Below are 26,287 nucleotides of genomic sequence, written 5' to 3'. Positions count from 1 at the left end.
AACTGTAAGTAGTAACTCACTAATTTAGGTTAAGATAAAAAAGATTTTACTAAAAATTTATGTTATTTGTATACAAATAAATTATAAAATTTTACTTAAATCAAATGTAAATTTATACAACAATCCCAGAGCTAAAACTACAGCAGATTGCAACTTGATGAGGTACAGATAATCGTAGGGGCACAATATATTGTGCCCCTACCCGCGTACTTCATTTACCCGAAATGCGATGTAAATGATGTTATTAGCACTACACTAGAAGAATACCAAGGCTAGAATTGAAAATTACAGAACCCCGACTTTTCAAAAAAGTCGGGGTTCTTGTTAATAAATAATTTAATTTTTGCAGGCGATCGCTTCTTAACTTACTTCACTTCATTAGCATCGAACTTTGCCACTTTACCTTTTTTAATGGCGACAATTACATCATAAGTTGAACAGTAAGAGAAGGTAATATCATTAGCTTTGTTATAAAGATTAACTACATGACCTGCTCCACCTGGTTGGATACCAATTGGCTCCAGATCTCCGAAGAAGAAACGACGCAGTTGGTCGCCACTACCAATTTGGCCTTTACTTTTAGTGAGCAAGTCTATTTTTTGTGAGACAGAGAATTCTTCGGCTGCTGATGCTTGAACTAATGAAGGATTAATCGCCTTGAGTGGCGCATCCCAAACTGTGAAAAAACCAACCAAAGCGACACTGGTGAGTAGTGGTGCAAGTTTCATTTGTTACTCCTGAAGTCTCATTTATTCCGAACAACCACAGCATCGCAGTTGGCACTGAAGCAGAACTGAAACTAAGACAGTAATTTCCTGAATTTCTTACTGAAGAAAATTTAGTCAATTCTCAGCATTTTTTCAGGTAACAATGGTGGTTATAAATAAGAGGTTAATTTAAGTATTTTTTCAGCAAAACCTCATTTTTAACCTGAATAATGCAAATTAATATAATTAACAATGCTTCGATCGCGGTGATGTTATTGTGACTAGACCCAAAAGACCACCTCGCCTCATCCCTAAAACAATTTCCGGACAAACATATCTCTGGCTAGCAATGCTAATTTTTGGAGCATCTAGCGCAGTCACCCGCAAGCTTACAGAAATTGGTGCCCAACATTTTATGGGGAGTCGCAATCCGATTTCTTTGTGTAATGTTTTGTTTGTAGGCAACCTGTGTGCCTTGATACTTCTAATTCTAATTTATGGGCGACAGTGGAACAAAACGACTTTGAACCAGCTTTCTAAGAAAGATTGGGTCAGTCTCACAGCAGTAGCCACCTTATCAGGAGCGCTTGCCCCTGGCTTAATTTTTCAAGCACTGGCACTGACAGGGGTAAATAACATTACCTTAGTTGGACGGTTAGAACCACCGTTAACTCTGGTTTTATCGATTTGGTTATTGAGCGAACGAGTACATCTTTGGGAAATTGCAGGAGCGATCGCCGCCTTTGTTGGCGTTATCCTAACTATTATTCTCCAACCCCCACAAGAAGCGATGATGAATATGGGAGGTTTGAGTTTAGGCATAGGAGAACTTTTGGCAGTAGCAGGATCGGTAGCTGTATCCGCTTCTACGATTATTGGCAAGAAATACCTTACACAGGTTCCTTTGGGAATCTATAGTATCTTTCGGACTGCACTAGGAACTGTAATCTTTTTCTTTCTTGCTTTAATACTTTATGGCAGAAATCATTTTGCTGATGTACTTTCGCCATTTCTTTGGCAGTGGATGTTTGTATATGGTGGATTGATTGTAGTAGTCGGTCAGTCATTCTGGATTAAAGGACTAAAAACTTCCACTGTATCTATGGCTACCTTAATTGGCTCATTTAGCCCAATTGCAGGCATCCTAGCAGCCTATCTAGTTTTAGGTGAAGTACCCACCTTAGCTCAATATATTGGCGGTAGCTTGATTTTATTAGGCATAGCCTTGAGCCAGCTGGGCATTAGGCATAAGACTCATAGCAAACTTGCCTTTGCGAAAGTCAATTCCATGCAAACACAACAACAGGTAGAAACTAATATGGGGTTTAAAGGAATTTAAGGGTATGGGGAAAGGGGTATGGTTCGACAAGCTCACCAACCGGGGAAAAGGTGAAAGATTAAATTTATTCCTTTTCCCTTTAACCTTTAACCTTTTCCCGTGCTTCCTCTGCCACACCTCCCCATCTCCCGATTCTTCACAGTTGCACTAGTATGTCAAAATGAAAATACCCGATATCTCAAGGTGAGCGATCGCTCAATCAAGCAAGAGTAAAGGATTGACCTGAGTAATGGCAGAAGAACCTAACCACAATGAAGCCGGAGAAGTAGCTCCCAGCACTGTTGACAAGCAGGCTCCTAGTGTCGCTGAAGAACATGCTCCTAGTACAAACTCACCCGAAGCGACAGACATCCCTACTGCCAACGCGCCAGATCCTAAAGCCGCAAACCCCGAAGATAACCCCAATGCTGCTAAACCTGCTGCGGCCTCAGCTAAGCGAGAAAAACCCGCCGCTGCCGCAGGAGAAGAAAAACCTGCCGCCGCAAAAGCTAAGAAGGAAAAAGCCCCATCTGTTGAAGATAAACCATTTGTAGAGTTTATTGAGCAAGACTACTTGCCAGCTTTACAAAAAGCGATCTCTCAGCAAGGTGTCCAAGATTTAAAAGTGGCTTTTGCTAAGCAAAAAGTTCCAATCAAAGGCTTTGAATCCGCTGAAGAATCCTGGCAAGTTATCGGCAGTTGGCAAAACGGTCTGTACAATTTTAATTTGTATTTTCCTGAAGAAGATATTCAAGGGAAAAAGGGTTTTTCTTGTAATGAAGGCAAACAACCCAGTACTCTTGAGTCATTCTTAATTGATGAGCGCAAAACTACACTAGACCTCTTGGTATTTGGCCTAGTGCAGCGCTTAGATGGTCAAAAGTGGCTAGGTATAAATTAGTCATTAGTCATTGATCATTGGTCATTAGCATTTCAGACAAATGACTAATGACAAAGAACAATTAAAGTTCATGAAAATGATAGGTAACGGCTCCAGTAATGGGGTCGTTATCAATTTTTACATAACCTGATTTATACATTTCTTTGAGAACTTTTTCTACTTCAGCGAAGCTAGCTCCCGTGCCTTTTACCCCTTGGGTGACAGTAAGACTACCACCTCTACTTTCCGCCACTTCAATGAGTTTAATCATCAGTTGATTACCAGTTGGGGGGTGAACTTGAGTGGCGATCGCTGTAGGCTGATTTAAAGGTACACCAAATGGGGATACACCTGCTTTTAGTCTTAGATTAGTCTCGTATTCGTCAACCATACTAGGGACGAGAAGCAAATCCACAGCCTGCCCAATGTAAAATAAACCAAAAGTACACAGCCATAACAATCCCGTCCCGATCTTGCCATTGTATAAGCGGTGTAGTCCCCCTAAGCCAAAAAATCCGACTCCACACAAGATGTAAGAAACAAGAAGTCGGTCTTTATGCTGATTATTTTCAGGATTCATCTTGTTGTTAACCCTTTGGATTTGCTCTTGTTGTCTAAAATGGGTGTCTCATACTGTTTTATTGGAGAACAGTATGGATAGCTAAGTTAATATCTTGCACCAGTCATTTGATGAGAATTTTTCTAGTTTGGCACTGCTGAGTATCCGCTAAAACCCCGATTTTTATGTTATGAAAAGTGCCTTGTCTACAATTATTAATAATGGTGCGAGCTACGGAGTAAAGTCATTAGGAGTATTTACTAGTCGTGCCAGTCATGGATTATTAATTTCAAGATGAGCAACTTATTGATAAGGCCGCTTTATTTATTGTAGTCAGAACGACAGAAAATGACTGCGATCGTACCAACCAACTCCCATCGCGCCAGTTGTTTGCAGTCTAGGAGCCGAACGCCAAAGCACTAGCTGGACTATACGTAGAAAATCCACCTCCATAGGTTTTAAATTGCTTGACTTTGCACAGCCAAAAAGAGGTTGTGTGCGATATGAATGGCAATTTCTAATCTGGAGACTAGGTGGAATATCTCAGGTTGCCGATGTTAATTTGACTACCAATTGCCCATTGTCGATTCCGCAAAAGCGGAATTATTGTTGCAACTCTTAATGTTTTGCTTACTTGTTTGTCGCCCGCGCCTTGGTAGACTGAACTTTATACAAATGAATTATTTGTCGGCTGTTGAGCGTTGCCAGAGCATTATCCTTGGCTTTCTGGTGTACTCAAGATAATAAAGACACTCATTGCAATCGAGACATGGTAGATTCCCTCAAAAAACCAGGCTTTGAAGAAATACGGCCAGGAATTAAAGTTCCCGCGAAAGAAACCCTGTTAACACCTCGGTTTTATACTACCGATTTTGATGAAATGGCGCGGATGGATATTTCCGTCAACGAAGACGAACTAAGAGCCATTCTCGAAGAATTTCGCGCTGACTACAACCGCCATCACTTTGTTCGGGATGCCGAGTTTGAACAATCCTGGGATCATATTGATGGAGACACTCGTCGGTTGTTTGTTGAATTTCTAGAACGTTCCTGTACGGCAGAGTTTTCCGGATTTTTGCTGTATAAAGAACTCGGCCGTCGCTTGAAAGACAAAAGCCCCGTCTTGGCAGAGTGCTTTAACCTGATGTCACGGGATGAAGCACGTCACGCTGGCTTTTTGAATAAAGCCATGTCGGACTTTAATCTGTCCCTAGATTTAGGGTTTTTGACTAAGAGCCGCGATTATACCTTCTTTAAGCCAAAATTTATCTTCTACGCTACTTATCTTTCTGAAAAGATTGGTTATTGGCGCTATATCACCATTTATCGTCATTTAGAAACACATCCCGAAGACCGGATTTATCCAATTTTCCGGTTCTTTGAAAACTGGTGTCAAGATGAAAACCGTCACGGTGATTTCTTTGATGCCATAATGAAATCCCAACCGCAAATGCTCAATGATTGGAAGGCACGGCTCTGGAGTCGGTTCTTCTTGTTGTCAGTGTTTGCAACAATGTATCTCAATGACATCCAACGTAAAGACTTTTATGCCACCCTTGGGCTGGATGCGCGAGAATACGATATCCATGTAATTAAGAAGACCAACGAAACCGCAGGTAGAGTATTCCCGCTGATGCTGGATGTCGATAATCCAGAGTTTTATGAGCGATTGGATGTTTGTGTAAAAAATAACGAGAAGCTGAGTGCGATCGCTAACTCCAATACTCCCAAATTCCTGCAATTCTTCCAAAAACTGCCAACTCTCGTCTCCACTGGCTGGCAGTTGTTACGGCTGTACTTGATGAAACCCATTGATGCTGCTTCTGCTCAAGGCGTAGTTCGTTAAGTTATTACAGTTTTGCGAAAGCTTTAGTGGTTCTGTTGATTGCAGAACCACTTTTTTTATGCTTACCTGTTTGCATTTAAGTGTTCCCAAATAAGTACTACTCTGTAACACTTATGACTTGCTCGCAAATGTAATAGCAACAGTATTTCCCATTGCTACTGAGATTTTGCTGATTTAATAGCTTTTTGCTTGCCTCTGCTTCATTTTTCTGTCCAAAGGCAACGCTAGCAGCATAATACGCTAGCTAAAACGATTATTAGTTTAGAAACCTAACGCGTATCCAAACTCGCTGCCACCCGTTTTATTCCTGCACAGTCATTGGCAGACGAATAGTAAAAGTAGAACCAACTCCCGGCTGACTGTGAACAATAATTTCACCACCCATCATCTGGCAAAAGTGACGGCTAATTGCTAAACCCAGTCCTGTACCGCCGTATCTTTTGGTAGTTGATGTATCCCCTTGTGTAAAAGGTTGAAATAACTGCTGCTGTTGACGGTGAGACATACCTATGCCTGTGTCAGTGACAGTAAAAGTAATGCTCCCTAAAGGAGCTTCTAGTCTAAAATCGTCTTTTTCTCTTCTAACTGTCAGAGTTACCTTGCCGTTTGTCGTAAATTTACCTGCATTGCTAAGTAAATTTAATAACACCTGGCGCATCCGAGTTTGATCGGCGTACATAGTGCCAAGTTGCTCATCCAAATCTATTTCTAAAATATTGGCATTTTTTTCTATAGCTGGTTTGACTGTGAGGACGACGTTATGAATCAGCGTCGCAATCTCGAATGTTTCTGGATAGAGAGTCATTTTCCCCGCTTCAATTTTTGACAAGTCGAGGATTTCGTTAATCAAGTGCAATAGATGTTTACCAGCAGAGTTAATTGTTTCTAAGTCTGTGATAAAGTCTGGCGATAAACCAAGATCGGTAGCGTCATCTTCTAGAAGTTGGCTCAAGCCAATCACAGCATTTAAGGGCGTGCGTAACTCGTGGCTGACATTTGCGAGAAATATGCTTTTTGCCTTGCTAGCAGCTTCAGCTAGTTCTTTGGCTTGTTGTAATTCTCTAGTTCGCTCAGAAACTGCCTCAATCAAACGATTTAGAGATTTGGCGAGCAGGCCAATTTCATCTTCAGTGGTGATGGGAGCTCGCAAATCAAAATTAGATTTCCTCGCCACTTGTTCAGCCACTTGGGTGACAACGATCACCGGTTCGGCGATCGCTCGACTAGTCCGCCAAGCGACAATAGCTGCGATCGCCACGGAAACCAGCATACTCGCAATTACAATGAATCGCTCAACTACTTTTGCTTCCTCAACGGATCTTTGCTTTTCTTGCTCCTGATCTTCCGCAGTTTGCAGGATATTAGTCAAGTTTTGCGAAAGCTGATCTAGCCGCAGGGCTGTATCGCTACGTATAATCTCTAATAACTGCGATCGCGCCAAGGAAATTTCCTCTTGCCGTACTGGCTGGGAGTCAATTTTGTTTAAAACCGCTTCTATTTGGTCAACATAAGCTTTTAAATTAGTTTTATAATCTTGCAATAAAGTCTGTAAAGTAGAACTTGTAGCGGCTAGTCTCTTAGGTTTAGTGTCAATAAATCCGTTAATTTCTGACTCTAGTTGCTTAGCTGTTTCAAAACTTTTGAGAAAATCAGCTTTTTTGCTTCGTAACCGTTCTGAATCTTCCAACACAGCAACTAAGTTGGAACTATGCAATTGTGCCCCTACTACTGCATCCTTATAATTACTCAGTAGTTGTCCTTGTTCGTAGGCTTGATTGAATTGCCTGACTTCCCTTCCGCGGTAATAGTTGGCAATTACCAACCCAGTCAACGAACCAAAAAAGCCAATTCCAATAGCTACAAAGTAGCCATAGCCAATTTTTTGATGGATGCGCCAAGAACTGGCTTTGAGTTTCCCTCGCGAGGGAAATTCTATAGTCGGGAGTTCGTCTGTTGATGGCTCTGACGCTGACACTTTTTTGTTTTCTGAACTGCTGTCAATAGGGGTTGGCTTTTGAGTCGGCATTTCTCAAACCTCCTTGCCTTCCCGCAAACATCACCAAATCAGTCTAGCTTGTGCAAACACTTCAACTGGTGGTTAACATCTAGATTATCCTCTTTTATAGCAAGAGCAAATCATTAGTTACCAAATAATTAGGATAAGCTTATGGACATGGGGCATTGGGTATAGGACATGGGGCATTGGGCATAGGAAGAGGACAAGGAGAAAGGGGTAAGGGGAAAAGGGGAAAGATTAAATTTATTCCTTTTCCCTTTTCCCTTTAACCTTTTCCCGTACCCAATGCCCCATACCCAATGCCCCATGCCCCGCCTTAAGATAGCTTTAATATCGGATAAAATCGGCTTTTAAGCTTATATAAATGAGAGGTGGATTAATTTTTGCATGATTTGTACCTAGATTTAGTACGATTATGGGCAAATGACACGAAATCAGATAATCTACAACCTGAGGATTTCAGTTGATGACAAAAAATACAACTCAGGAGGCTGATTATAATACATTATGCTGCCTTGTGAGTTATATGCTTCTACTGATTTTCTACCTTGTAGTTGATGCAGTAGATGTTACGGGCAATTATGGTTATAGGATACTAAAACCGTTTTCTGCCCTTGACCCAATTGTAGTAATGGACTCGTACATTACCTCATCAACAGGCTTTTGGTTGTAATTATCCAAAATTAGAAAAACTCAACAGTCAAATTTATTGGGAGTGAAAATGCCAGAACAAGAATTTACGGAAACCACATCCAGAGAGGCTACAGTGCCAGAAATCAACAGCCAAACGGGAACCATTACCAAACTCCAGCCTCCCGCGCAGCCCCAAGACGAATGGTTAAAATATGGGGAGCAAATTTCTAGCTTTTTAGCATCATTACCTGAATACGTAGGAAACTTCTTTAACCAATATAAGCAGCCCCTGGTTAGCGTTGGCCTAATTGTGGGAGCAATTGTTGGGGTTAAAGTACTCTTGGCAGTATTAGATGCTCTAAATGATATTCCCTTGGTTGCTCCTACTTTTGAGTTGATTGGTATTGGTTACTCTGTTTGGTTTGTTTACCGCTATTTACTCAAAGCCTCAACCAGGAAAGAGTTAACTACTGAAATCACTACTCTTAAATCACAAGTTGTTGGTAAACAAGTTCCAGAAGCTTAATATCTGAACTATTGCTTCTCCTCCAAAGACGTTACGCTAATGCTCTAATTCAAAATCACGCTTGATTGTGAGTTTCCACCCACTCGTCGCGATTTTGCTAGGCGTAGCGTCTTCCATAGGAGAAGTTTTTATTTAATACCAATTTGAAAAAAGAATGCAACAAATACATTGGGTAGGGTAGCACTGCTGTCCTACCCTACAAATCGTTAATGTGTTGCAAAAATTGTTGGAATTGGTATAGGTAAAGCTGAGCTTTTTGATTTCTTAAAAACGGGGAGCGAATTTTGTCAAAATTCTGAATTATGACCGAAAAGACAAAGGATACAAGCAACTGAATATATGGGGATCGTTAATTTTGAATTTTGAATACTTCTCTACGAGAGGCTGCGCCAACGGCTACGCTCAGTACAAGTTTTGAATTTTGAATTCGCAGCGTACCCCTACGGTGAAGCAAGCTAGCAAGAGCGTCTCGTAGAGAAGCAACGTGACTTCTGTTTATTGGGATGAGCCGCCTGCTGATAAGTTAGCTTTTGGGTTCTGTTTTGGAGTGCTTGATGGTTGTGGAGATATATTTGGCGATGCCTGCGGCTGGCTACGCCTACGCACTATGTTTTCAGATGAAATTCCCTTTAATTTGCCTTGTTTGACTAAAGCTTGATGAATCATCGCCGCCACTTCACCACGAGTCGCTACTTTATTAGGAGCAAGGACTTCTGGGTTTGGATAGTTAACCACAAGTCCATTACCTGTAGCAGCAGCTATCTTATCCCTAGCATATGGCGGAATATCTTTAGCATCTTTATAAATACTTAAAATCTGATTTGCGGAAGTAGGTGTTCTTAAATTCAATCCACTAGCAAGGGCAACTAAAACCTGTACTCTTGAAATATTTTCTTGTGGCTTGAAGGTTTTTTTCGGGTAGCCTTTGAGAAATCCGCTACTGATGGCTTGGTTAATTGCTGAATTTGCCCAGAATGTTGTCGGTACATCTTGAAATGCGATCGCATTCTTAGACAATTCTTGATTAAAAGCTTTTTCTAATATGGCAGCAAATTCAGCACGATTTACAGGCTGATTTGGTCTAAAAGAATAATCAGGAAATCCTTTAAGAATACCACGAGAAGAAAGAACATCTATAAAACGGCGACCCCAGAAGTTATTAGGGACATCATTAAATGCAATTGGCGGCGGAATAATTGATTTTGGCTTTGCTGGAGTTACTAAAGGCAACGCTGCCGATCTAATTGATGACTCAAACCCTAATGAAGAGGATACAGGTATCTGTGGTTGTGGAGATTGAGTCGGCCTTACCTCAGCAGATGGTGACACTTCAGGAGAAGGAGTTGCGCTATTATTCGGCAATGAAGGTGCTTTAGGTTCAACAGCCGCAGGTGAGTTGAAGGTGGGGGCTGCATTTGGTTCTACTTTAGGAGTAGGGGAAGGCAATACTTGATTTGGTTGAACGCTACTAGAAGGAGTGGGGGAAGGTGAGAGCAAACTGTTGAAATTCCAACTAGAATCTCTGCGCGACAACGACCAAAAAAGAATTGCTCCAATAGTGGTGAAGGCAACTAGAATGGCTATAAATTCATCAAAGCCAAGGGCATTTCTTTGAGATGACTCAGGTTCAGAAGGAGGTCTATTTGTCATCGCGATCGCACCTGGTAGCAGTAAAATCTGTGTCTAAACAAATTAAGCCACAGATGGTAATTTTACACCAGTCATTTGCTATTCATAATTTCGTAGCAAAATATTATACTTCTGGTTCCAGACCGAGCGATCGCAATTGAGCAGCTAGACGTTCAGCCCTTTGGCGTTCCTGTTCGGCTCTTTGGGCTTCTTGTTCGGCTCTTTGGCGTTCCTGTTCGGCTCTTTGGGCTTCTTGTTCGGCTCTTTGGCGTTCCTGTTCTGCTCTTTGTGATTCGTGTTCAGCCCTTTGGCGTTCCTGTTCGGCTCTTTGGGCTTCTTGTTCGCCCCTTTCTGAACCAGTCAGCAACAAATTACCTTGTAAATCCCACCAACGCAGCCAAGGTAATTCTACATTCTGATAAACTCCCTGCCATAAACCTAATTCAACTTCTAAGTAGGGAATATAATAGCGTCCTCGTTCATTTTTTCGTAGTAAATGATACTTGCCTTCAATTAAATGATAGACTTCGAGATTCGCTTTGTTCGCTTCATAAATGCCGTAGAAGGGAGGACGAATCACTTGCTCATAAATCCAAAATTTACCCTTCCAAGGAGTTATGTCTCGTTCTTCATCGCCATTCCCAGAGACAAATTCCAACACAATCAACGGTGCAATAAATTCTCGCCAGAGTACATAAGACCTGCGCGTTAGTCCATCCAGCAAAGGCGGTACATTTGCGACATAAAACCAATCTGGTGCTTCGGCACCTTTTTCTAGAGGGTCTGTCAACCGCCAGTAAATACCTAAGTCCTGACCGATACAATATTGGCCATCAGGATGTAATTGTTTAAGAACGGGTGTAATCGAGTCAGTTAGTAAGATACTTTGGGGATGCTCTTGCCAATTTTTCACAAAACTACCGTCAGACTCAGGAAGCTGGGTGTGGTCTGGAAAAGGAGTAAGGGCTGTGGATGGATCGGTTGCAGAGGTCATAAGGACTGCCTTTGCACTCTTTGTAAGGTTTGCTCTTTAGTTTAACAAGCACAGACGCATTTAGTGGAAAGGTGGGGAGTGTGGGGGGATGGGGGAGTGTGGGGAGTGTGGGGAGTGTGGGGAGAGAGGGGGGAAAGATTTTTTCACCATCCTCCCACACCCCCCACACCTCCCACACCTCCCACACCTCCCACACCTCCCACACCTCCCACACCTCCCACACCTCCCACACCTCCCACACCTCCCACACCTCCCACACCTCCCACACCTCCCACACCTCCCACACCTCCCACACTCCCCGCTTACCCAATCACCAATTCTACGATTCCCGCCCGGTAGCCCAGGTATCACGCCATTTAACGGTGCCTTCTTTGGCAATCACCCAGCGGCGGTTAACGAGATTTTCCCGTAGGGGCGATTGCCCTTCCCGCCACATGGCATATTTATAGGCAATCAGTTTGCCCGTACTCTCATTAAAGGGAATCTCCGCAAACCAAGTATTAGTATTGATGTATTCCAACGGATAGGCCTTGCTGATATCCCAGTTGCCTAACTCTGGGCAGTCTCCAGTCACAACAATGATTTCACCAGGCTGAGTTTGCACGCCATTAAGTTGGACGCGGACTATGGTTTGCCCTTTAATCCGTTCTCCTACGTGGCTGAAAACAATTACTCCCCGTTCTTCAAGTACTAAGTCGTAGATTTTACCGTCTTTGACTTCATATTTATTGCGAGTTATTACACAAGTATGTTCGCCATCAGGTAATTCTGTTTCTACTTCTGGTAGGGTAACTTCTCCTCCCCGGTTTAAAGCTACAAAACACACTGAATCTCGATAGCGGCGGACGTAACAATAAACGTCGTTTGTTAGGTATTTTTGCCAATGGCTACCCATTGATACTGCGGGATTGAGTCGCCGTAAACCAGACAATAACCTAATATAACGATATATCTCTGTATCTTTATCCCAACTTTCCATCATCGGGCGATTATATGGATCGTTACCGCCGTCAGTGTCGTCGTGTAGATACTGTTCTGTACCGTAATATATACACGGTATACCGCGACATGTCATAATCAAGGCGATCGCCACCCTTAGCATCGCTGGATCGGGGTTCAGCGATTGGAAGCGGGGCATATCGTGGTTATCGATGAAGGTGACTAACTCTGTAGCCCCACTGTAGCGATGGTCTTGGTCAAAAATATATTGAATTGTATGGAATCCGTTTTCAGAACCTTGCGCCAGTGCTGCCCGAATCGCTACGCATAGCCCAAAGTCCAGCATGGACATGCCTGAGTGATTGGCAAATTCCACAGAGCGATCGTCACCAGGATGACTATAAATCCACTCACCAAAAATAAACACATCTGGTTTGTGATTGGTGATGTCACCAGTGAATTCTTGCCAAAACCAAATCGGCATGTGCTTGACGGTATCCACCCGCAGCGCATCTACACCCCGGTCTAGCCATTGTTTGATTGCTGACTTAATATACTGTCGGTAATCGCTATTGTTTTCATTAAAAGTTGCTAAACCAGCTAATTCACAGTTTTGCACTTGCCAATCGTCTTCCCAGTCTTGCACTTCGCCATAGTGGTGATACCAGTGATTGACATCATCATTGAAGTCGGCAATTTTGACGCCATCATCATACAATTCACCTTTGCTACCGCTGGTATCAGGACTGCTATGGTTGCAGACAATATCTAATATCAGCTTCATATTGCGCTTGTGCAGTTCGGTGATTAAGCGATCGAAGGTGGTATTTTTTTCTTCTTGAGTAGCGTTTAAAGAAGGGTTTTCGCCATCAGCAATATACCGAGGATTAAGTCGCTTAAAGTCTTTTGTCCAATAACCATGTAGCGCTGCATTACCGACAAATAACTCTTCTACCTGTTCAAACAGCGGAGTTAACCAAAGGGCGGTAACTCCCATATTTTTGAGATAATCCAGTTTGTCAATCACACCTTGCAAGTCGCCACCCCAGTACTTACCCCAATCTTGCCTAGTTGGATCGTAGAGTTCTGAGTTTGCACCTTCGCTATTATCTGGATCGCCATCATGAAAGCGATCGACCACAAGAAAGTAGATTGTCTCCTGACGAAATTCAATATCCCTAGTGTACAGAAAGTCTAGATCGATCTCAGTCTCTGATGGCGGCGCTTGTATTAAAGCTTCTACTTTTTCCGTTGCAGAATCAACTGTGTATTGTTCTGGCGAGAATTGAGATGGAGGTGTTTTTACCATAAAAAACTCAAAATTTCACTTAATTACAGTATGTGTTTTGAATATCTTGTGTAACTGCAAACGTCGGTATTGTGACATCTGGCCCGCGATGTAGGTATCTATCGCTAGCTAGTTTATAATTCTATCGGCAGATATAATTCATCTGCTAGAGGATAAAAACAAAAGAATGTAGCAGCTATTAGAGCTGATTCGTAAAGAAAATTTTAAGGGTACTCAACTCATTACTAGGTTTAAGTTTCAGCGAATAAACGCTGTATTGACTTAAATTACTGAAACCCTTACTAGACAAGTACTTTACTTGAGTTGACAAATTAGCTCTTAATGTCATCACTTGTTAACAAGATAAAATAGTAATATTTGATACTTAATTATTAAAATACCGAAACTAACTTATATTTGAGTAAAGTGGACACATACGGTATGACAGTTGTTAGTTAAGCTTCATAAATAAATTGAGTGAAATTAATTGTTTAAAAAATAACTAATTATCTTCGATATTTTTCAATAAAGTAATAAAGTAAATAAGAATTAAAAGAGAATTTAGAATTCTGAATCAATTAGTGGTGGATTTGATCCGCCACTAATCCTACACAACTAAATTGAAAAACCCATATGACAGATAAACAAAAAAGGGTGAGATTGCTCAAAGGTCGCACAGCATTTTTGTTCATCCACGGTATTGGCGAACAAAATCCTTTTGAAACTGTAGACTTTTTCACCCATAATTTCCTTAAATATTTCGATAAACAAAGTTTTGATTTCAATCTAGAACATCTAATTGCTAAACGTAGGCTTTCAACCGGGTCTGTTTGGACAGAAAGCTTTGTGAGACTGAAACCAACTGACAGCAATGAAGATTGGCTAATTGATGTTCACGAGTACTACTGGTCAGCTTATACAGAAAATAAAATCACCGTACCTGAGATTTTGCAATGGGCAGAACAAACTCTAGATGGCACAATTAAGTTTTATAATCGCAAGGAAAATAAAGATCTATTAGATAGCCTTTTGGCTAACAGAAATAGGAAAAGTTTTTTTACATATCGCCTGCGATCGCTGACTATATTACTGCGGATATTTAACTTTTTATATCCAGTATTACGAATGGCAGTTTGGTTAATTCTGTTTTTAGCAGGGCCATTTCTCAAAGGTCGTTTTCTTCAGTCAGCTTGGCAGTTAAGTAAACAACTTGTCACTCCACCTTTGGTTAATTTTATTGGTGATATAACTATCTATAGTACCACTGATCCAAAATCCCCCTATAGAATAATTCGTCAGCAAATACTGAGGGAATCTTTAACATTGCTGAAAGCAATTCTTAAAGATAAACAAGCAAATTACGACCAAGTAATAATAGCTGGACATTCCCTTGGTAGCTGTATTGCTTACGACACGTTAAACCTTCTGTGTGTTGAAGCAAGCCTTTCTCCAGATGAGAATCAAAATCTTTTATTAGATAAAATTAAAGGGTTAATTACCTTTGGTTCGCCACTAGATAAAATCGCCTTTTTCTTCCGAGAGGTAGCACAGGAGGGACAGTATATTAGGCAGCGGATTTTAGAACACCTCAACTCCTTCCGTGTGAAACCAGAATTTACACAAAAAAATCAATACTCAATCAAAAGTCCAGTTGAATGCAAACTCGATCGAGTTCGTTGGGTCAATTACTACCATCTCAAAGATCCAATCAGCGGTCACCTAGATTACTACGAAAACCTAGATAATGTTGAAATGAAATATGAAGCATCTTGGGGCGGCCAAGGACACCAAGGTTACTGGTTCGATGCAAATTTTTACGACAATATTGCCGAACGCTTCCTGTATATAGTGGATCGGGATGAGGAATAAAAAAGGGAGTGGGGAATAGGGGAGGATGAAATATTTATCCTTGGTAGTGGGATTTTATTGCGATCTATCTATTTTGTGGAAATTCTACTGAAAAGTCTTTTGGTAAAGATTTTTAATCGCAAATCTCAAATTCTACATTCTTGTAACCCGCGTATTACTGGAGTTTTTCTTTTGGAGATTCACTCCATTGCTAAACTGACCATTGTCACTTTCAAACTGTTATTACTATAAAGCAATCGATCCTGGTAACAATTATGAGCAAATATGACAAGATTTTTAACTCATCCGAGACCTCAGAGGAATCGCTAAGTCCAGAGGAAGCCGTGGCCGCCATCGCAACTGTAACAGCTATAGCTGATTTATCCATTGAAGATGTCGATGCAGAAAGCTTAGCAGGTATCCTTTGGGAATTCGAGGTTTTTGAAGAATACTCGGAAGATGAAATTGTTGAAATTGTAGATCGACTCATAGGTATTGCAGAAGACGAGGGGCTTGGTGCTTTATTTAATACCGCTAAAATTTCTCTCTCCGATGAATTAGTACTCGATGGTTTCGCCGCTGGGGTGATAGTACTTTTAGACGATGAACTCGCCATCCCCAAACAAAAACAAGGCTACCTCAAAAAGCTACAAACAGCCTTGGAACTTGAAGATGAAGAAGCAGAGGAAATCGTTAAAGAGGTAATTGCAGCCTTTGAAGAAGCAGAAGAGGAGGAATATGCAGATGACGAAGATGAAACAGTAGTTATAGATGAATATGCCCAACAGACCTATAAATCTCCCTTAGGTAATTTCACAGTGCTGGTGCCAGTCGATCCCGAAAATGGAGGTAGAATTCAAAGCCAGGAAGGAGTAGTGGGCTTTTCTGATGACATCGGCACTTTGCTGAGAATTGACTACTATCCTTTTCCTGCCGAACAGTTAGAGGAACTGGAATCTGTTGGACAACAAAAATATTTACAATCAATTTTAGTAGACAAGTACGTGCCCCAAGCAATCTTAGCAAATGTACCAAATGCTAGTGTAGAATATACGGAATATTTAGAAGATACTTTGTCCGGGGCTTACTATGCATTAGTTGATATGCCCAAAGGTTCAACGATTTCCAAGCAAGAAAATAATGGAACTGCCGTCAGATTAGACGCGTATCGAGGGATACTAACTTTCATCAGTGGCGAATTTTTGTATATAGTTAGCAGCCAGCACAGCTTTTTCAACGGCGAAACACCCGATTCCATCGAAGAAGAAGCCGAATATATCAAGGAAAATATTTTAGAGTTTGTTGATACTATCGAGTTTGCATAATTGGGCATGGGGCAAAAAGCAAGGGGCAAAGGGCAAAGGGAATAAACCTACCTTTTCCCTTTTCCCTTTCACCTTTTCCCTACCCGAAGGGTTTTGCCCAATGCCCTAAATTTAGCGAATATGCTAACCTAGTATGGTTGACTAATCTCGCACATCTAAGAATTCGGGTGTTTCTCAATTGGGAAATACGCTTGGATGGAGGTTTAACCCGAATCGGAGTTAAAAATTTATGCCAGTTGTTTCATTGGCTCAAATGATGGAGTCAGGGGTTCACTTTGGGCATCAGACCCGGCGTTGGAACCCAAAAATGTCGCCTTACATTTACACTTCCCGTAATGGCGTACATATTATCGACTTGGTGCAGACTGCCCAGTTGATGGAAGATGCTTATACTTATATGCGATCGCAGGCAGAGCAAGGAAAGAAATTTCTTTTCGTCGGCACAAAGCGGCAAGCTGCTGGAATTATTGCTCAAGAAGCCAGCCGTTGCGGTTCGCACTACATTAACCAGCGCTGGTTAGGCGGAATGTTGACCAACTGGACAACTATTAAAACACGAGTAGACCGCCTTAAAGATTTGGAAAGACGCGAAGAAAGTGGCGCATTAGATTTATTGCCCAAAAAAGAAGCGTCGATGCTGCGTCGGGAAATGGCGAAGCTACAAAAATATTTGGGTGGCATTAAAACAATGCGAAAAGTGCCCGATATCGTGGTGATTGTAGACCAACGCCGGGAATATAATGCTGTTCAAGAGTGCCAAAAACTCAACATTCCCATTGTGTCCATGCTGGATACAAACTGCGACCCAGATGTGGTTGACATCCCTATCCCTGCAAACGACGATGCCATCAGATCGATTAAGCTGATAGTCGGAAAATTGGCGGATGCCATTTATGAAGGTCGTCACGGTCAACTCGATGTCGAAGAAGATTACGAGGATTACGACGGCGCTGAGTATGACGAAGAATACGAGGAAAGCGACTATACTGACAGCCTGATTCCCGATGATGATGAAGATGAAGAATAGTCCTTCATGCTTGGGCAAAACTGCTGAGTAAGATAGAAATACCCAGCAAATTGGATAGTGCTGAGTTTTGATTTTTGAAGTTGCGAGTTGTCAATTTTAAATTGATAACTCAACACTCAAAAAGCCAAAAGTCACAGCGGCTCAAGTTGCTTTGAACTTCGGTGACTCAGCACTAAATTTAGGTCAGCGATTATAATTCGAGGTCAAGTTTAGGAATTGAGGGAACATGGCGGAAATATCTGCAAAACTCGTCCAAGAGCTACGCCAAAAAACTGGCGCTGGCATGATGGACTGCAAAAAGGCGCTGAAAGAAACTGATGGCAACATAGAAGAAGCCGCAGACTGGCTACGGAAAAAAGGCATCACTTCGGCGGGTAAAAAAAGCGATCGCATTGCAGCAGAAGGTCTAGTAGACACCTACATTCAACCAGGCGGTCGAGTGGGTGTACTCATAGAAGTCAACTGCCAAACCGATTTTGTGGCTCGTAACGAAGCTTTTAAAGCTTTAGTCAAGAACCTGGCAAAGCAAGCAGTGACCGCCGATAGTGTTGAGTCTTTGTTAGCTCAACCCTATATTGAAAATGAAAGCGTCACTGTAGATGAATTCATCAAGCAAACTATTGCCACGCTTGGCGAAAACATCCAACTGCGTCGTTTTATCACTTTTGCACTAGCACAAGGCACGCAAGGTATCGTGGACAGCTACATTCACACTGGCGGTCGAGTTGGTGTATTGGTAGAGCTGGGTTCCCAAACAGATTCAGCTGCTGCTAAAGAAGAGTTCCAAAGCTTGGCACGGAACGCAGCCATGCAAGTTGCAGCCTGCCCCAATGTCGAATATGTCAGCCTAGCTCAAATTCCTGCCGAAGTCGCCCAAAAAGAAAAAGATATTGAAATGGGCAAGGATGATTTGGCAAACAAGCCAGATAACATCAAAGAAAAGATTGTTCAGGGACGGATTGACAAACGCCTCAAAGAATTGACTTTGCTAGATCAACCTTATATTCGCGATCAAAGTATTTCTGTAGAAGAATTGTTGAAGCAAGTCAAGGGGCAAGTAGGCGAAGACATCCAAGTAAATCGCTTTGTCCGCTATGTACTGGGCGAAGGCATTGAAAAGCAAGAAAGTAACTTTGCTGAAGAAGTCGCCGCGCAAATGGGTGGCAAGTAATATTAGTCATTGGTCATTGGTCATTTGTGATTTGTAAAGGATAAGCGACCAATGACCCTTTACCAGACAGGTCAAGCCAATAGCCTGACCTGTATTTTATTAATACAGTGAAATTTCGCATATAATTCAGAATTTAAAATGCCTGGGAAAGTTATCCTAAAAATAAGTGCATTTGTACTATGAAATAGTTGATATGGGTTAAGAACGAGAAGTTATGGCAAGAGCAATCGAGCGAATTGAGCGGGATATTGCAGCACTCAAAGAAGCGATTAGAGCGATCGCTCTAGAACTGCAAACTGCTTATGCTAGTTATCTAGCCACCTTGGGAGTAAGTTTACAAAAACAGTTGATTCTAGCTACTTATCACCTTTGTACTCAAGGGTATCCCGAAAACTTCCTGCATTTGTCATTGAATCAACGCCAACATTTGCAACAAGCCATCCGCAAGTTAGGTCAAGTAGCAGCCGAGCAGTTGATTACTTTTATTAACAGTGAGGAAGTTGGCAAAGATGAGGGAGATGAGGAAGCAGAGGGAGACAAGGCAGAGTGGGAAGACAAGGCAGAGGAGGGAGAAGATTCTTCGTTGTCTTCCTTGTCCCCCTTGTCCCCCTTGTCCCCTTCATCCCCCTCATCTCCAGACACCTCTAGTCCTATAGAACTGGCAAAATGGCAACAGAACTTAGAAGAGGTTACCCAAGAGATACTGAAAAAAGTTTCCCATGATGCTAATGTTTTATTACAAAAAACTGGAATATTACCTAAAAAATTACCAGAACCGATTTTAGCAGCGGCGGCTGCGGCTGCATCAGAAGCATCTGCTGAGGTAATGCCAGGACCGCCTAATTTATTAAACTTAATAATTGAAGTTGAAAACGAGCAGCAATCAGAAGATTCTAGTCTGACGCAGATTATGGCTATTAATTTGCGATTGGGGGAAATTGAATTTGCTGACCCTACACTCTCATCCGAACGCAGACAGATCCGGGGTATCTTAGTTCAGCTAAGCAAGCTAGAACGAGAGTATCAAAAGAAACTTACAGAAAGGGCAGTTGCTGAAGCTGAAGCTGCCTGGCGTGCTAGTTGGTTTGAAAATTAGTCATTTGTTCTTTGTCAATTGTCAATTGTCCTTTGTCCTTTGCAAATAACCAATGACCAATGACTAATGACCAATGACTAATGACCAATGACTAATGACTAATAACTAATGACTAATGAAAAACCAGATTGGATACGATTGCATAAAGCTTTGGCAGTAGAAGCCGAACATGGCTTTACAGATTTGATGGGCAGACAATACCGCTTCAGCGAATTTCTCAGCCTGACTTTGGGAAAATTTCCCGCAGGCTTACCCCAAAGCGAACGCCGGCGTTGGCAAGGACTAGCGGTGCAATTTGCTAGTTATCCACATTTGGTATTGGAAGAAAGGCAACACTTGGTAGCAGAGACTCGTAGGTATCTTCACCAGCTACAGCAGGAGGACGAGAAAGGGGAGCAGAGGAGCAGAGGATCAGGGGAGCAGGGGAGAAGTTATCAATCCAAAACTCAAAATCCGACATCTCCAATTGTTGCTGAGGTGAGTAGGAGGCTTGCTCCGAAAATCGAGCAAAAGCTGAGTGATTTACCGGAAATAGGCTTTAAAAGAGCTGATAATTTAGCGCGTCTTGGTTTATATACCGTCCGCGATTTGCTTTTTTATTATCCCCGCGACCACATTGACTATGCGCGTCAGGTGAATATTCGTGAGTTACAGGCGGGTGAAACGGTGACAATAGTGGCGACGGTGAAGCGTTGCAACTGCTTTACTAGCCCGAAGAATCAGAAATTATCAATTTTAGAACTATTAGTCAAAGATAACAGCGGTCAAATTAAAATTGGGCGTTTTTACGCAGGTACGCGTTATAGTAGTCGCGGTTGGCAAGAAAGTTTAAAACGCCGTTATCCCGTAGGTAGTATTGTCGCGGCGTGCGGGTTGGTGAAAGAAACTAAATACGGGTTGACGCTGGATAATCCAGAATTAGAGGTTTTGGCAAATCCAGGAGATCCCATTGAGTCGCTAAATATTGGGCGTGTAGTACCAATTTATGCATTGACTGAGGGAGTAGTGGCGAATGCAGTGCGACAAGCGGTAATTGCTGCTTTACCTGCTGCGGCTCAGTTGAAAGACCCTTTACCAAGTGGTTTGCGGCAGAAATATGCTTTGATGGAATTGAAAGATGCGATCGCCAATATCCACTTTCCCAAGGATGGCGAAACTCTGCAAGTCGCTCGGCGTCGCCTAGTCTTTGATGAATTCTTCTATCTGCAACTCGGTTTACTGCAACGTCAACAACAAGCAAAGGCAATTCAAAAGGCCGCCATCCTTGCACCACGCGGTCAACTGATAGAAAAATTCTACGAAATTCTACCTTTTAAACTCACTGGAGCGCAGCAACGAGTCATCAATGATATCCTCAATGATTTGCAAAAACCCGCACCAATGAATCGTTTGGTGCAAGGCGATGTCGGTTCCGGTAAAACTGTGGTTGCGGTGCTGGCTATCCTTGCAGCAATTCAATCCGGCTACCAAGCGGCGCTGATGGCTCCTACAGAAGTTTTGGCAGAACAGCATTATCGCAAGTTAGTTAGCTGGTTTAATCTGCTGCATTTACCAGTGGAATTACTGACGGGTTCTACTAAAGTTGCTAAACGCAGACAAATACATTCTCACTTAGAAACGGGTGAATTACCGCTGTTAGTGGGAACTCATGCCTTGATTCAAGACCCTGTGAATTTCCAGCGTTTGGGGTTAGTGGTCATTGACGAACAGCACCGCTTTGGCGTAGAGCAACGGGCGCGTTTACAGCAAAAAGGCGAACAACCCCATGTGTTAACTATGACAGCTACTCCGATTCCCCGAACTTTAGCACTAACGATACACGGCGATTTAGACGTTAGCCAAATTGATGAGTTACCACCAGGACGACAAAAGATACAAACAACTATGCTATCAGGCCAGCAACGCAACCATGCTTACGACCTGATGCGTCGAGAAATTGCCCAAGGCAGACAAGTTTATGTAGTTTTGCCGTTAGTGGAAGAATCAGAAAAATTAGATTTGCGATCGGCGGTAGACGAGCATCAAAAGTTACAAGAAAGTGTTTTTCCAGATTTTCAGGTGGGGCTGCTGCACGGTCGCATGAGTTCGGCGGAAAAGGACGACGCGATTACTAAATTTCGCGATAACGAAACACAAATTTTAGTTTCGACTACTGTTGTGGAAGTAGGTGTAGACGTGCCTAACGCTACAGTTATGCTCATTGAAAATGCAGAGCGATTTGGATTATCGCAGTTGCACCAATTACGTGGGCGCGTTGGTCGTGGCGCGGCTCAATCCTACTGTTTGTTGATGAGCAGTTCTAGAAATCCTGATGCACAACAAAGATTAAGGGTTTTGGAACAGTCCCAGGATGGCTTTTTCATTTCGGAAATGGACATGCGTTTTCGCGGGCCTGGGCAAGTACTGGGAACTCGTCAATCTGGAGTGCCGGATTTTACTTTAGCAAGTTTGGTTGAAGATGAAGAAGTTTTACTTTTAGCACGTCAAGCAGCCGAGAAAATTATAGAGATGGATGTTACTTTGGAGCGCTGGGCTTTGATGAAAGAAGAGTTGAAATATCGGTATCAGCGGTTGATGGGCGGGGCGATTTTGACGTAAGAGGATATTTAATTCAAAATCTGTGCTAGATCCAACACAAAACCAGGTAATACATCCTCTCCTGATAAACTAGTAGACGATTGGAGAATCTCAACATCTTTTCCTGGGCGATAAATTTCTACTTGTTGGTTTTGGGGATCGATTAGCCAACCCAAACGCACACCATTCTCAATATATTCCCGCATCTTTTCTTGTACGGTTTTTAAGCTGTCTGAAGCAGAGCGTAATTCCACCGCAAAATCGGGTGCCATTGGTAAGAATCTGTTGGGGTCTGGATTTAAGGCATCTAATCGCTGGCGGCTTATCCAAGACGCATCAGGAGACCGATTTGCACCATTAGGAAGTTTGAAACCCGTTGAAGAGTCAAAAGCCAGCCCCGTACCATCAGCCTCAGCCCAAAATTCTAACCGGGCTGTTAGTTTTGAATTTCGATTTCCGCTTTCCCATCCAGTTGGTGGCATGATAATTAATTCTCCCTCTGCCGTGCGCTCAAGTCGCAAATCTCGATTATTTTGACACAGTTGGAAGAATTGCTCATCTGTTAATTCAATTGTGGGGCTGAGATTAAGAATTAGGGCAGTCATAATTGCCTTTTAATTTTGCTACCAGTAGATTAGTATTGAAATGATTTTTAGGAGTCTTGCCACTATAAGTATTTCACATTCCAAATTTTGAGTATGGTGCATGTTTGCTGACAAAACTTCATCAAAATTATCAAATTCAGCTAGGGTTACAGCTTTTCAAACATTCTAAAAAAAATTATGCAAAATTGGCCTTCTTGGATTCCTACTCCTCGGTTTTGGGTGAATGCGATCGCTCTTATTTTATTAATAATTGGTTTACAATATGCGATCGCCTATCTGGGAATGATTATTTTCATGCTGATTCATTTGCTACCCAGGGTGATTTTTCTCAAGTTAATATATTTATTTAGTTTGGTAGCCCAACTGTCCCCCATCATAGTGGTAGCATTTGTTCACCATTGGCTGCATCGGTTTTTGGATAACTTCTTCCCAGAAAGTCGAGTACCCGAAACAGAATCAGCCCCAGGAGTTTTTCCCAGCTTGCTCAGTTGGTGGGAAGGACTATATGGTTGGTCAGTAAATATTTTCTCAACGGTAATAGCGTTTGGTATTTTAGGGCTTTTCTTGCCGTCTCCTGATTTATTTAATTTATTAACTTTATTTAAGAATGAAGTACCACATTTGCAAACAATTTCAATCTTCATTCAAGTAGTTATTGCTGCCTATCTTTATCAATTTGAGTATTTAGTACATCAGCATTTGATAGCAGCTAGACAGTAGAGATGTAAAATTTTACGTCTGTACAATGGTTTTGGTTACACAACTATAGCAATTCCCAGTTAAGTGAGATACAGACAATATTTTGAAACGCAAAGGGACGCAAAGTAAAGCGCAGAGGTACGCAGAGATTTGTACCTCTGCAGATTAGGAAACGGTATAATAACTTTCATAGAAATTAGTAATACCAAAATATCAAAGCACTGTAATATATGCTTCTAAAGTGTCTTTAACTTTAGAAGCTTTACAGTATGGAGTAACTGTAGAATAATCAGGTTTTACTGTCCAATCGTAATGGCGAAGTAGTGTAGAAAGCACAATTTTCATTTCCATTTGGGCAAATTCCATGCCTAAGCAACTGTGGGAACCACCACCAAAACCGATTAGTCCAAAAGGATGCTTTTTATCTTCTTCGCGAGGTGGTGCAAAGCGGTCGGGATCGAAGCGATCGGGATCGGTGTACAGTTCTGGTAGGCGGTGAGTCAGCATTGGGGAAATTGTCACAAACCAACCAGCGGGAATGCGATAGCCTGCATACTCAATGTCTTTGAGGACGCCACGATTATAGACATAGACTGGAGGGTAAAGGCGTTCTGCTTCTTTGAGGACGTTGGTTAAGTCTGGAAATTGTTTGAGATGGGACAGAGTTAGAGGATTATTTCCCACAACTGCTAACTGTTCTTTACGCAGTCGCTCTCGCCATTCTGGACGATGACCTAATTCAAATATTACCCAACTGAGCAAGGAAGCTGTGGTTTCATGTCCTGCAAACAACAGTAATAATGCTTCGTTAATTACTTGTGCTTGGTTTAATTTATTGCCGTCTTCATCAACAGCGGCTAATAGTAATCCTAAAACATCTTTTGATTGTTCTAAATTACCCTGTTCGATACGTTTAGCGATCGCTTGATTCAAAAAAGCTACTAATTTCCTCCTGGCATTTTGACCGCGACCATATAAAGTAAAAGGAACATCCCATTTAACTAATGCCAAACTGCTATCGATTAGTTGTGTAAACCACTTACTAGTTTGCTCTACTTCGCTTTCGTTTTCACTTCCTAAAAATAGGCGAGTAGCTACTCTTAAGGTTAACTGACGGAAACTAGAATTTAAAGAAATTGTTTTGCTCTCTCCCCAATCTTTGAGGAAATCTTCCACTATATTTTTAATTGTGTCGAAATATGTAGCGATCGCTTTTCCATGAAAGGCTGGATACACTAAGCGACGAGTTACCCGATGTTCTTCCCCGTCTTGTAATAAAATATTGTTGCCAAATGTCGGTTCCAGGAAATACCAGCCGAGGCGCGATGACATATTCTCTGCTTGTTCTACCAACACCAGACGATTAGCATCAGGGCCAATTAAATAAGCACGTTTACGTCCGAGTACCCTGGTTTTAAAAACCAAACCATACTGATGAAATCGTCGCCATATATAGAGTTCTAAATCGCGGAAGATTTCCAACGTCTCGCCCAAGAAGGGCAAGCCATAAGTACCAGGTATTTCTTCGGCGGACTTTAGCTGCCTCATATTTAGAGTACCTCCAGCAGTTAGCTATGGTAATTAATTTTAAGAGGTGCGATCGCTATAGTGGTTATCAAGTGAGATTTTTTAATTACTTAATTTATCTACCTTTTGTGGGATGGCGATTTTGTGCGCCTTTGGTTAAAGGCGAGACGCCTATCTTACAAGAGTTGATTGGATATTTTTTTATTTGTCAGTATCGCCAGCAGCATCTTTCAGATTCAGGAAGAATCGGTTCTAGTGTTGAGATGGTGCGTATGACATAATACAGGCAAATATAGCGCTGCGATCGCCAATAGTCGCGAAATAATTCATATTATTACAGCTTAGGCGTAGGCTGCTGTAGATATAGCTTAGTCGTTTCGAGTTCCGAACACCAAACCTGAGGATAAAAAGCGCAACGTTGAGGATAAAAGACGCAACTTCGATGGTCAAAGGTGCAACGTTGAAGATAAAAGACGCAGCTTCGAGGATCAAAGGTGCAACGTTGAGGATAAAAGACGCAACTTCGAGGATCAAAGGTGCAACGTTGAGGATAAAAGGTGCAACTTCGAGGATCAAAGGCTCAACGTTGAAGTTCGGAGACTAAAATTAACTAAAATTTAGTCCGTTTGAACGGACTTAGACTATTAGCCTTGGAATTGATTCCAAGGCGGGATAGCAACGAAGCAAAAAATTTACCTTTAGCAGTGCTATTACTTGTTTTTTTCCCTTGTTGGGTGTACTAAAACTTTAACTAAACCTGTAATCGCAACAATCACAGAGGCAATTCCGGCGATGGACACTGAAGTCACAATTGCTACTGCAAGGATAATTTCGCCTGGACTGTCTCCGTTTCGCATCCAAGTAGATGGATTTTCTACTAACGTTGGCGAGGCGGTGATTAATTGGGAAGTTTGGGTGGTTTGATTAGCGTTGACTGGATTTGTTAAAGCAGTTTTCATGGCTGAACCTCTTCTAAATGTTTCTATGCAAATCGTATTTCTGCCCAAAGAAGAGGAAATTCCCTAGAAATGGAGACAAAGTGGAAAAAAAGTAGAAATTAAGTAGAATCGAGAAGA

General features: G+C 41.9%; 23 protein-coding genes. 12 read left to right on the top strand and 11 right to left on the bottom strand.

The window, feature by feature from the left end; all coding sequences use genetic code 11:
* Window positions 1-365: 365 nt before the first annotated feature.
* Window positions 366-728 carry a hypothetical protein gene (locus NSTC745_RS32800; protein WP_445634761.1) on the bottom strand — a complete coding sequence of 121 codons (363 nt, stop codon included), beginning with the start codon at window positions 726-728 and terminating at the stop codon, window positions 366-368.
* A gap of 256 nt (window positions 729-984) precedes the next feature.
* On the opposite strand from NSTC745_RS32800, the gene NSTC745_RS32795 reads away from it, so the two are divergent.
* Together NSTC745_RS32795 and NSTC745_RS32790 are read left to right on the top strand one after the other, a co-directional pair.
* Window positions 985-2,046, top strand: a complete 1,062-nt coding sequence (locus tag NSTC745_RS32795; protein WP_445634760.1) for a DMT family transporter — start codon at window positions 985-987, stop codon at window positions 2,044-2,046.
* Window positions 2,047-2,275: 229 nt separating this feature from the next.
* The gene (locus NSTC745_RS32790; RefSeq protein WP_445634759.1) at window positions 2,276-2,926 is read left to right on the top strand and encodes a DUF2996 domain-containing protein; all 651 of its coding nucleotides are present in this window, start codon (window positions 2,276-2,278) and stop codon (window positions 2,924-2,926) included.
* 61 nt (window positions 2,927-2,987) lie between these two features.
* Here NSTC745_RS32790 and NSTC745_RS32785 read toward each other — a convergent pair whose 3' ends face one another.
* Window positions 2,988-3,485, bottom strand: a complete 498-nt coding sequence (locus NSTC745_RS32785) for a TM2 domain-containing protein (RefSeq protein WP_445634758.1) — start codon at window positions 3,483-3,485, stop codon at window positions 2,988-2,990.
* A gap of 748 nt (window positions 3,486-4,233) precedes the next feature.
* Here NSTC745_RS32785 and acsF point away from each other — a divergent pair.
* Window positions 4,234-5,310, top strand: a complete 1,077-nt coding sequence (gene acsF / locus NSTC745_RS32780) for a magnesium-protoporphyrin IX monomethyl ester (oxidative) cyclase (RefSeq protein ID WP_445634757.1) — start codon at window positions 4,234-4,236, stop codon at window positions 5,308-5,310.
* 301 nt (window positions 5,311-5,611) lie between these two features.
* Here the strand turns inward: acsF and NSTC745_RS32775 are convergent, their stop codons facing one another.
* Entirely contained in the window at window positions 5,612-7,336 is a 1,725-nt protein-coding gene (locus NSTC745_RS32775; protein ID WP_445634756.1) for an ATP-binding protein, read from the bottom strand.
* 712 nt (window positions 7,337-8,048) lie between these two features.
* On the opposite strand from NSTC745_RS32775, the gene NSTC745_RS32770 reads away from it, so the two are divergent.
* Window positions 8,049-8,486 (top strand): CAAD domain-containing protein, encoded by a 438-nt coding sequence (locus NSTC745_RS32770; RefSeq protein ID WP_445634755.1) that lies wholly within the window; start codon window positions 8,049-8,051, stop codon window positions 8,484-8,486.
* Between the two features lie 495 nt (window positions 8,487-8,981).
* Here NSTC745_RS32770 and NSTC745_RS32765 read toward each other — a convergent pair whose 3' ends face one another.
* The 4 genes from NSTC745_RS32765 to NSTC745_RS32750 all read right to left on the bottom strand — a co-directional run bounded on the left by NSTC745_RS32765 (window position 8,982) and on the right by NSTC745_RS32750 (window position 13,357).
* Window positions 8,982-10,136: an S-layer homology domain-containing protein gene (locus NSTC745_RS32765; RefSeq protein WP_445634754.1), complete on the bottom strand. Its 1,155-nt coding sequence runs from the start codon at window positions 10,134-10,136 to the stop codon at window positions 8,982-8,984.
* 103 nt (window positions 10,137-10,239) lie between these two features.
* On the bottom strand, window positions 10,240-11,109 hold the full coding sequence (locus NSTC745_RS32760) for a Uma2 family endonuclease (RefSeq protein ID WP_445634753.1): 870 nt from the start codon (window positions 11,107-11,109) through the stop codon (window positions 10,240-10,242).
* Window positions 11,110-11,252: 143 nt separating this feature from the next.
* Entirely contained in the window at window positions 11,253-11,402 is a 150-nt protein-coding gene (locus tag NSTC745_RS32755; protein ID WP_445634752.1) for a hypothetical protein, read from the bottom strand.
* A 26-nt stretch (window positions 11,403-11,428) separates the two neighbouring features.
* Window positions 11,429-13,357 carry an alpha-amylase family glycosyl hydrolase gene (locus NSTC745_RS32750; RefSeq protein WP_445634751.1) on the bottom strand — a complete coding sequence of 643 codons (1,929 nt, stop codon included), beginning with the start codon at window positions 13,355-13,357 and terminating at the stop codon, window positions 11,429-11,431.
* A 612-nt stretch (window positions 13,358-13,969) separates the two neighbouring features.
* Between NSTC745_RS32750 and NSTC745_RS32745 the strand changes: the two genes are divergently transcribed.
* From NSTC745_RS32745 to recG, 6 genes are all read left to right on the top strand, one after another.
* Window positions 13,970-15,205, top strand: coding sequence for a hypothetical protein (locus NSTC745_RS32745; RefSeq protein ID WP_445634750.1), 1,236 nt, complete (start codon window positions 13,970-13,972; stop codon window positions 15,203-15,205).
* 254 nt (window positions 15,206-15,459) lie between these two features.
* Window positions 15,460-16,509, top strand: a complete 1,050-nt coding sequence (locus NSTC745_RS32740) for a hypothetical protein (protein WP_445634749.1) — start codon at window positions 15,460-15,462, stop codon at window positions 16,507-16,509.
* 229 nt (window positions 16,510-16,738) lie between these two features.
* Window positions 16,739-17,536 carry a 30S ribosomal protein S2 gene (rpsB, locus tag NSTC745_RS32735; protein ID WP_445634748.1) on the top strand — a complete coding sequence of 266 codons (798 nt, stop codon included), beginning with the start codon at window positions 16,739-16,741 and terminating at the stop codon, window positions 17,534-17,536.
* Between the two features lie 226 nt (window positions 17,537-17,762).
* Entirely contained in the window at window positions 17,763-18,707 is a 945-nt protein-coding gene (gene tsf / locus NSTC745_RS32730; RefSeq protein ID WP_445634747.1) for a translation elongation factor Ts, read from the top strand.
* Window positions 18,708-18,921: 214 nt separating this feature from the next.
* The gene (locus tag NSTC745_RS32725; protein ID WP_445634746.1) at window positions 18,922-19,803 is read left to right on the top strand and encodes a hypothetical protein; all 882 of its coding nucleotides are present in this window, start codon (window positions 18,922-18,924) and stop codon (window positions 19,801-19,803) included.
* A gap of 108 nt (window positions 19,804-19,911) precedes the next feature.
* Window positions 19,912-22,401: an ATP-dependent DNA helicase RecG gene (gene recG / locus NSTC745_RS32720; protein ID WP_445634745.1), complete on the top strand. Its 2,490-nt coding sequence runs from the start codon at window positions 19,912-19,914 to the stop codon at window positions 22,399-22,401.
* An 8-nt stretch (window positions 22,402-22,409) separates the two neighbouring features.
* On the opposite strand, the gene NSTC745_RS32715 is transcribed toward recG, so the two are convergent.
* Window positions 22,410-22,985, bottom strand: a complete 576-nt coding sequence (locus tag NSTC745_RS32715; protein ID WP_445634744.1) for a Uma2 family endonuclease — start codon at window positions 22,983-22,985, stop codon at window positions 22,410-22,412.
* A 177-nt stretch (window positions 22,986-23,162) separates the two neighbouring features.
* Between NSTC745_RS32715 and NSTC745_RS32710 the strand changes: the two genes are divergently transcribed.
* Entirely contained in the window at window positions 23,163-23,705 is a 543-nt protein-coding gene (locus NSTC745_RS32710; protein WP_445634743.1) for a hypothetical protein, read from the top strand.
* Between the two features lie 192 nt (window positions 23,706-23,897).
* Here the strand turns inward: NSTC745_RS32710 and NSTC745_RS32705 are convergent, their stop codons facing one another.
* Window positions 23,898-25,232 (bottom strand): cytochrome P450, encoded by a 1,335-nt coding sequence (locus NSTC745_RS32705; RefSeq protein WP_445634742.1) that lies wholly within the window; start codon window positions 25,230-25,232, stop codon window positions 23,898-23,900.
* Between the two features lie 26 nt (window positions 25,233-25,258).
* On the opposite strand from NSTC745_RS32705, the gene NSTC745_RS32700 reads away from it, so the two are divergent.
* Window positions 25,259-25,492, top strand: a complete 234-nt coding sequence (locus tag NSTC745_RS32700) for a hypothetical protein (RefSeq protein ID WP_445634741.1) — start codon at window positions 25,259-25,261, stop codon at window positions 25,490-25,492.
* Here NSTC745_RS32700 and NSTC745_RS32695 read toward each other — a convergent pair.
* Window positions 25,464-25,787, bottom strand: coding sequence for a hypothetical protein (locus tag NSTC745_RS32695; RefSeq protein WP_445634740.1), 324 nt, complete (start codon window positions 25,785-25,787; stop codon window positions 25,464-25,466). The genes NSTC745_RS32700 and NSTC745_RS32695 overlap by 29 nt on opposite strands.
* Window positions 25,788-25,921: 134 nt before the next feature.
* Window positions 25,922-26,170 carry a hypothetical protein gene (locus NSTC745_RS32690; RefSeq protein ID WP_445634739.1) on the bottom strand — a complete coding sequence of 83 codons (249 nt, stop codon included), beginning with the start codon at window positions 26,168-26,170 and terminating at the stop codon, window positions 25,922-25,924.
* Between the last annotated feature and the right edge of the window lie 117 nt (window positions 26,171-26,287).

The sequence above is a fragment of the Nostoc sp. DSM 114161 genome (assembly GCF_052692665.1).
The sequence above is the reverse complement of the archived record's forward strand: the minus strand, read 5'-3'. Positions and strand labels throughout refer to the sequence as shown.

Excerpts from the sequence above, each read along its gene's own strand:
- NSTC745_RS32770 (WP_445634755.1), top strand. The coding sequence starts at position 8,049 with ATGCCAGAACAAGAATTTACGGAAACCACATCCAGAGAGGCTACAGTG.
- NSTC745_RS32745 (WP_445634750.1), top strand. The coding sequence starts at position 13,970 with ATGACAGATAAACAAAAAAGGGTGAGATTGCTCAAAGGTCGCACAGCA.
- rpsB (WP_445634748.1), top strand. The coding sequence starts at position 16,739 with ATGCCAGTTGTTTCATTGGCTCAAATGATGGAGTCAGGGGTTCACTTT.
- NSTC745_RS32690 (WP_445634739.1), bottom strand. The coding sequence starts at position 26,170 with ATGAAAACTGCTTTAACAAATCCAGTCAACGCTAATCAAACCACCCAA.
- NSTC745_RS32775 (WP_445634756.1), bottom strand. The coding sequence starts at position 7,336 with ATGCCGACTCAAAAGCCAACCCCTATTGACAGCAGTTCAGAAAACAAA.
- NSTC745_RS32700 (WP_445634741.1), top strand. The coding sequence starts at position 25,259 with ATGGTAATTAATTTTAAGAGGTGCGATCGCTATAGTGGTTATCAAGTG.
- NSTC745_RS32790 (WP_445634759.1), top strand. The coding sequence starts at position 2,276 with ATGGCAGAAGAACCTAACCACAATGAAGCCGGAGAAGTAGCTCCCAGC.
- NSTC745_RS32725 (WP_445634746.1), top strand. The coding sequence starts at position 18,922 with ATGGCAAGAGCAATCGAGCGAATTGAGCGGGATATTGCAGCACTCAAA.
- recG (WP_445634745.1), top strand. The coding sequence starts at position 19,912 with ATGACTAATGAAAAACCAGATTGGATACGATTGCATAAAGCTTTGGCA.
- NSTC745_RS32765 (WP_445634754.1), bottom strand. The coding sequence starts at position 10,136 with ATGACAAATAGACCTCCTTCTGAACCTGAGTCATCTCAAAGAAATGCC.
- tsf (WP_445634747.1), top strand. The coding sequence starts at position 17,763 with ATGGCGGAAATATCTGCAAAACTCGTCCAAGAGCTACGCCAAAAAACT.
- NSTC745_RS32705 (WP_445634742.1), bottom strand. The coding sequence starts at position 25,232 with ATGAGGCAGCTAAAGTCCGCCGAAGAAATACCTGGTACTTATGGCTTG.
- NSTC745_RS32715 (WP_445634744.1), bottom strand. The coding sequence starts at position 22,985 with ATGACTGCCCTAATTCTTAATCTCAGCCCCACAATTGAATTAACAGAT.
- NSTC745_RS32785 (WP_445634758.1), bottom strand. The coding sequence starts at position 3,485 with ATGAATCCTGAAAATAATCAGCATAAAGACCGACTTCTTGTTTCTTAC.
- acsF (WP_445634757.1), top strand. The coding sequence starts at position 4,234 with ATGGTAGATTCCCTCAAAAAACCAGGCTTTGAAGAAATACGGCCAGGA.
- NSTC745_RS32760 (WP_445634753.1), bottom strand. The coding sequence starts at position 11,109 with ATGACCTCTGCAACCGATCCATCCACAGCCCTTACTCCTTTTCCAGAC.
- NSTC745_RS32710 (WP_445634743.1), top strand. The coding sequence starts at position 23,163 with ATGCAAAATTGGCCTTCTTGGATTCCTACTCCTCGGTTTTGGGTGAAT.
- NSTC745_RS32800 (WP_445634761.1), bottom strand. The coding sequence starts at position 728 with ATGAAACTTGCACCACTACTCACCAGTGTCGCTTTGGTTGGTTTTTTC.
- NSTC745_RS32740 (WP_445634749.1), top strand. The coding sequence starts at position 15,460 with ATGAGCAAATATGACAAGATTTTTAACTCATCCGAGACCTCAGAGGAA.
- NSTC745_RS32750 (WP_445634751.1), bottom strand. The coding sequence starts at position 13,357 with ATGGTAAAAACACCTCCATCTCAATTCTCGCCAGAACAATACACAGTT.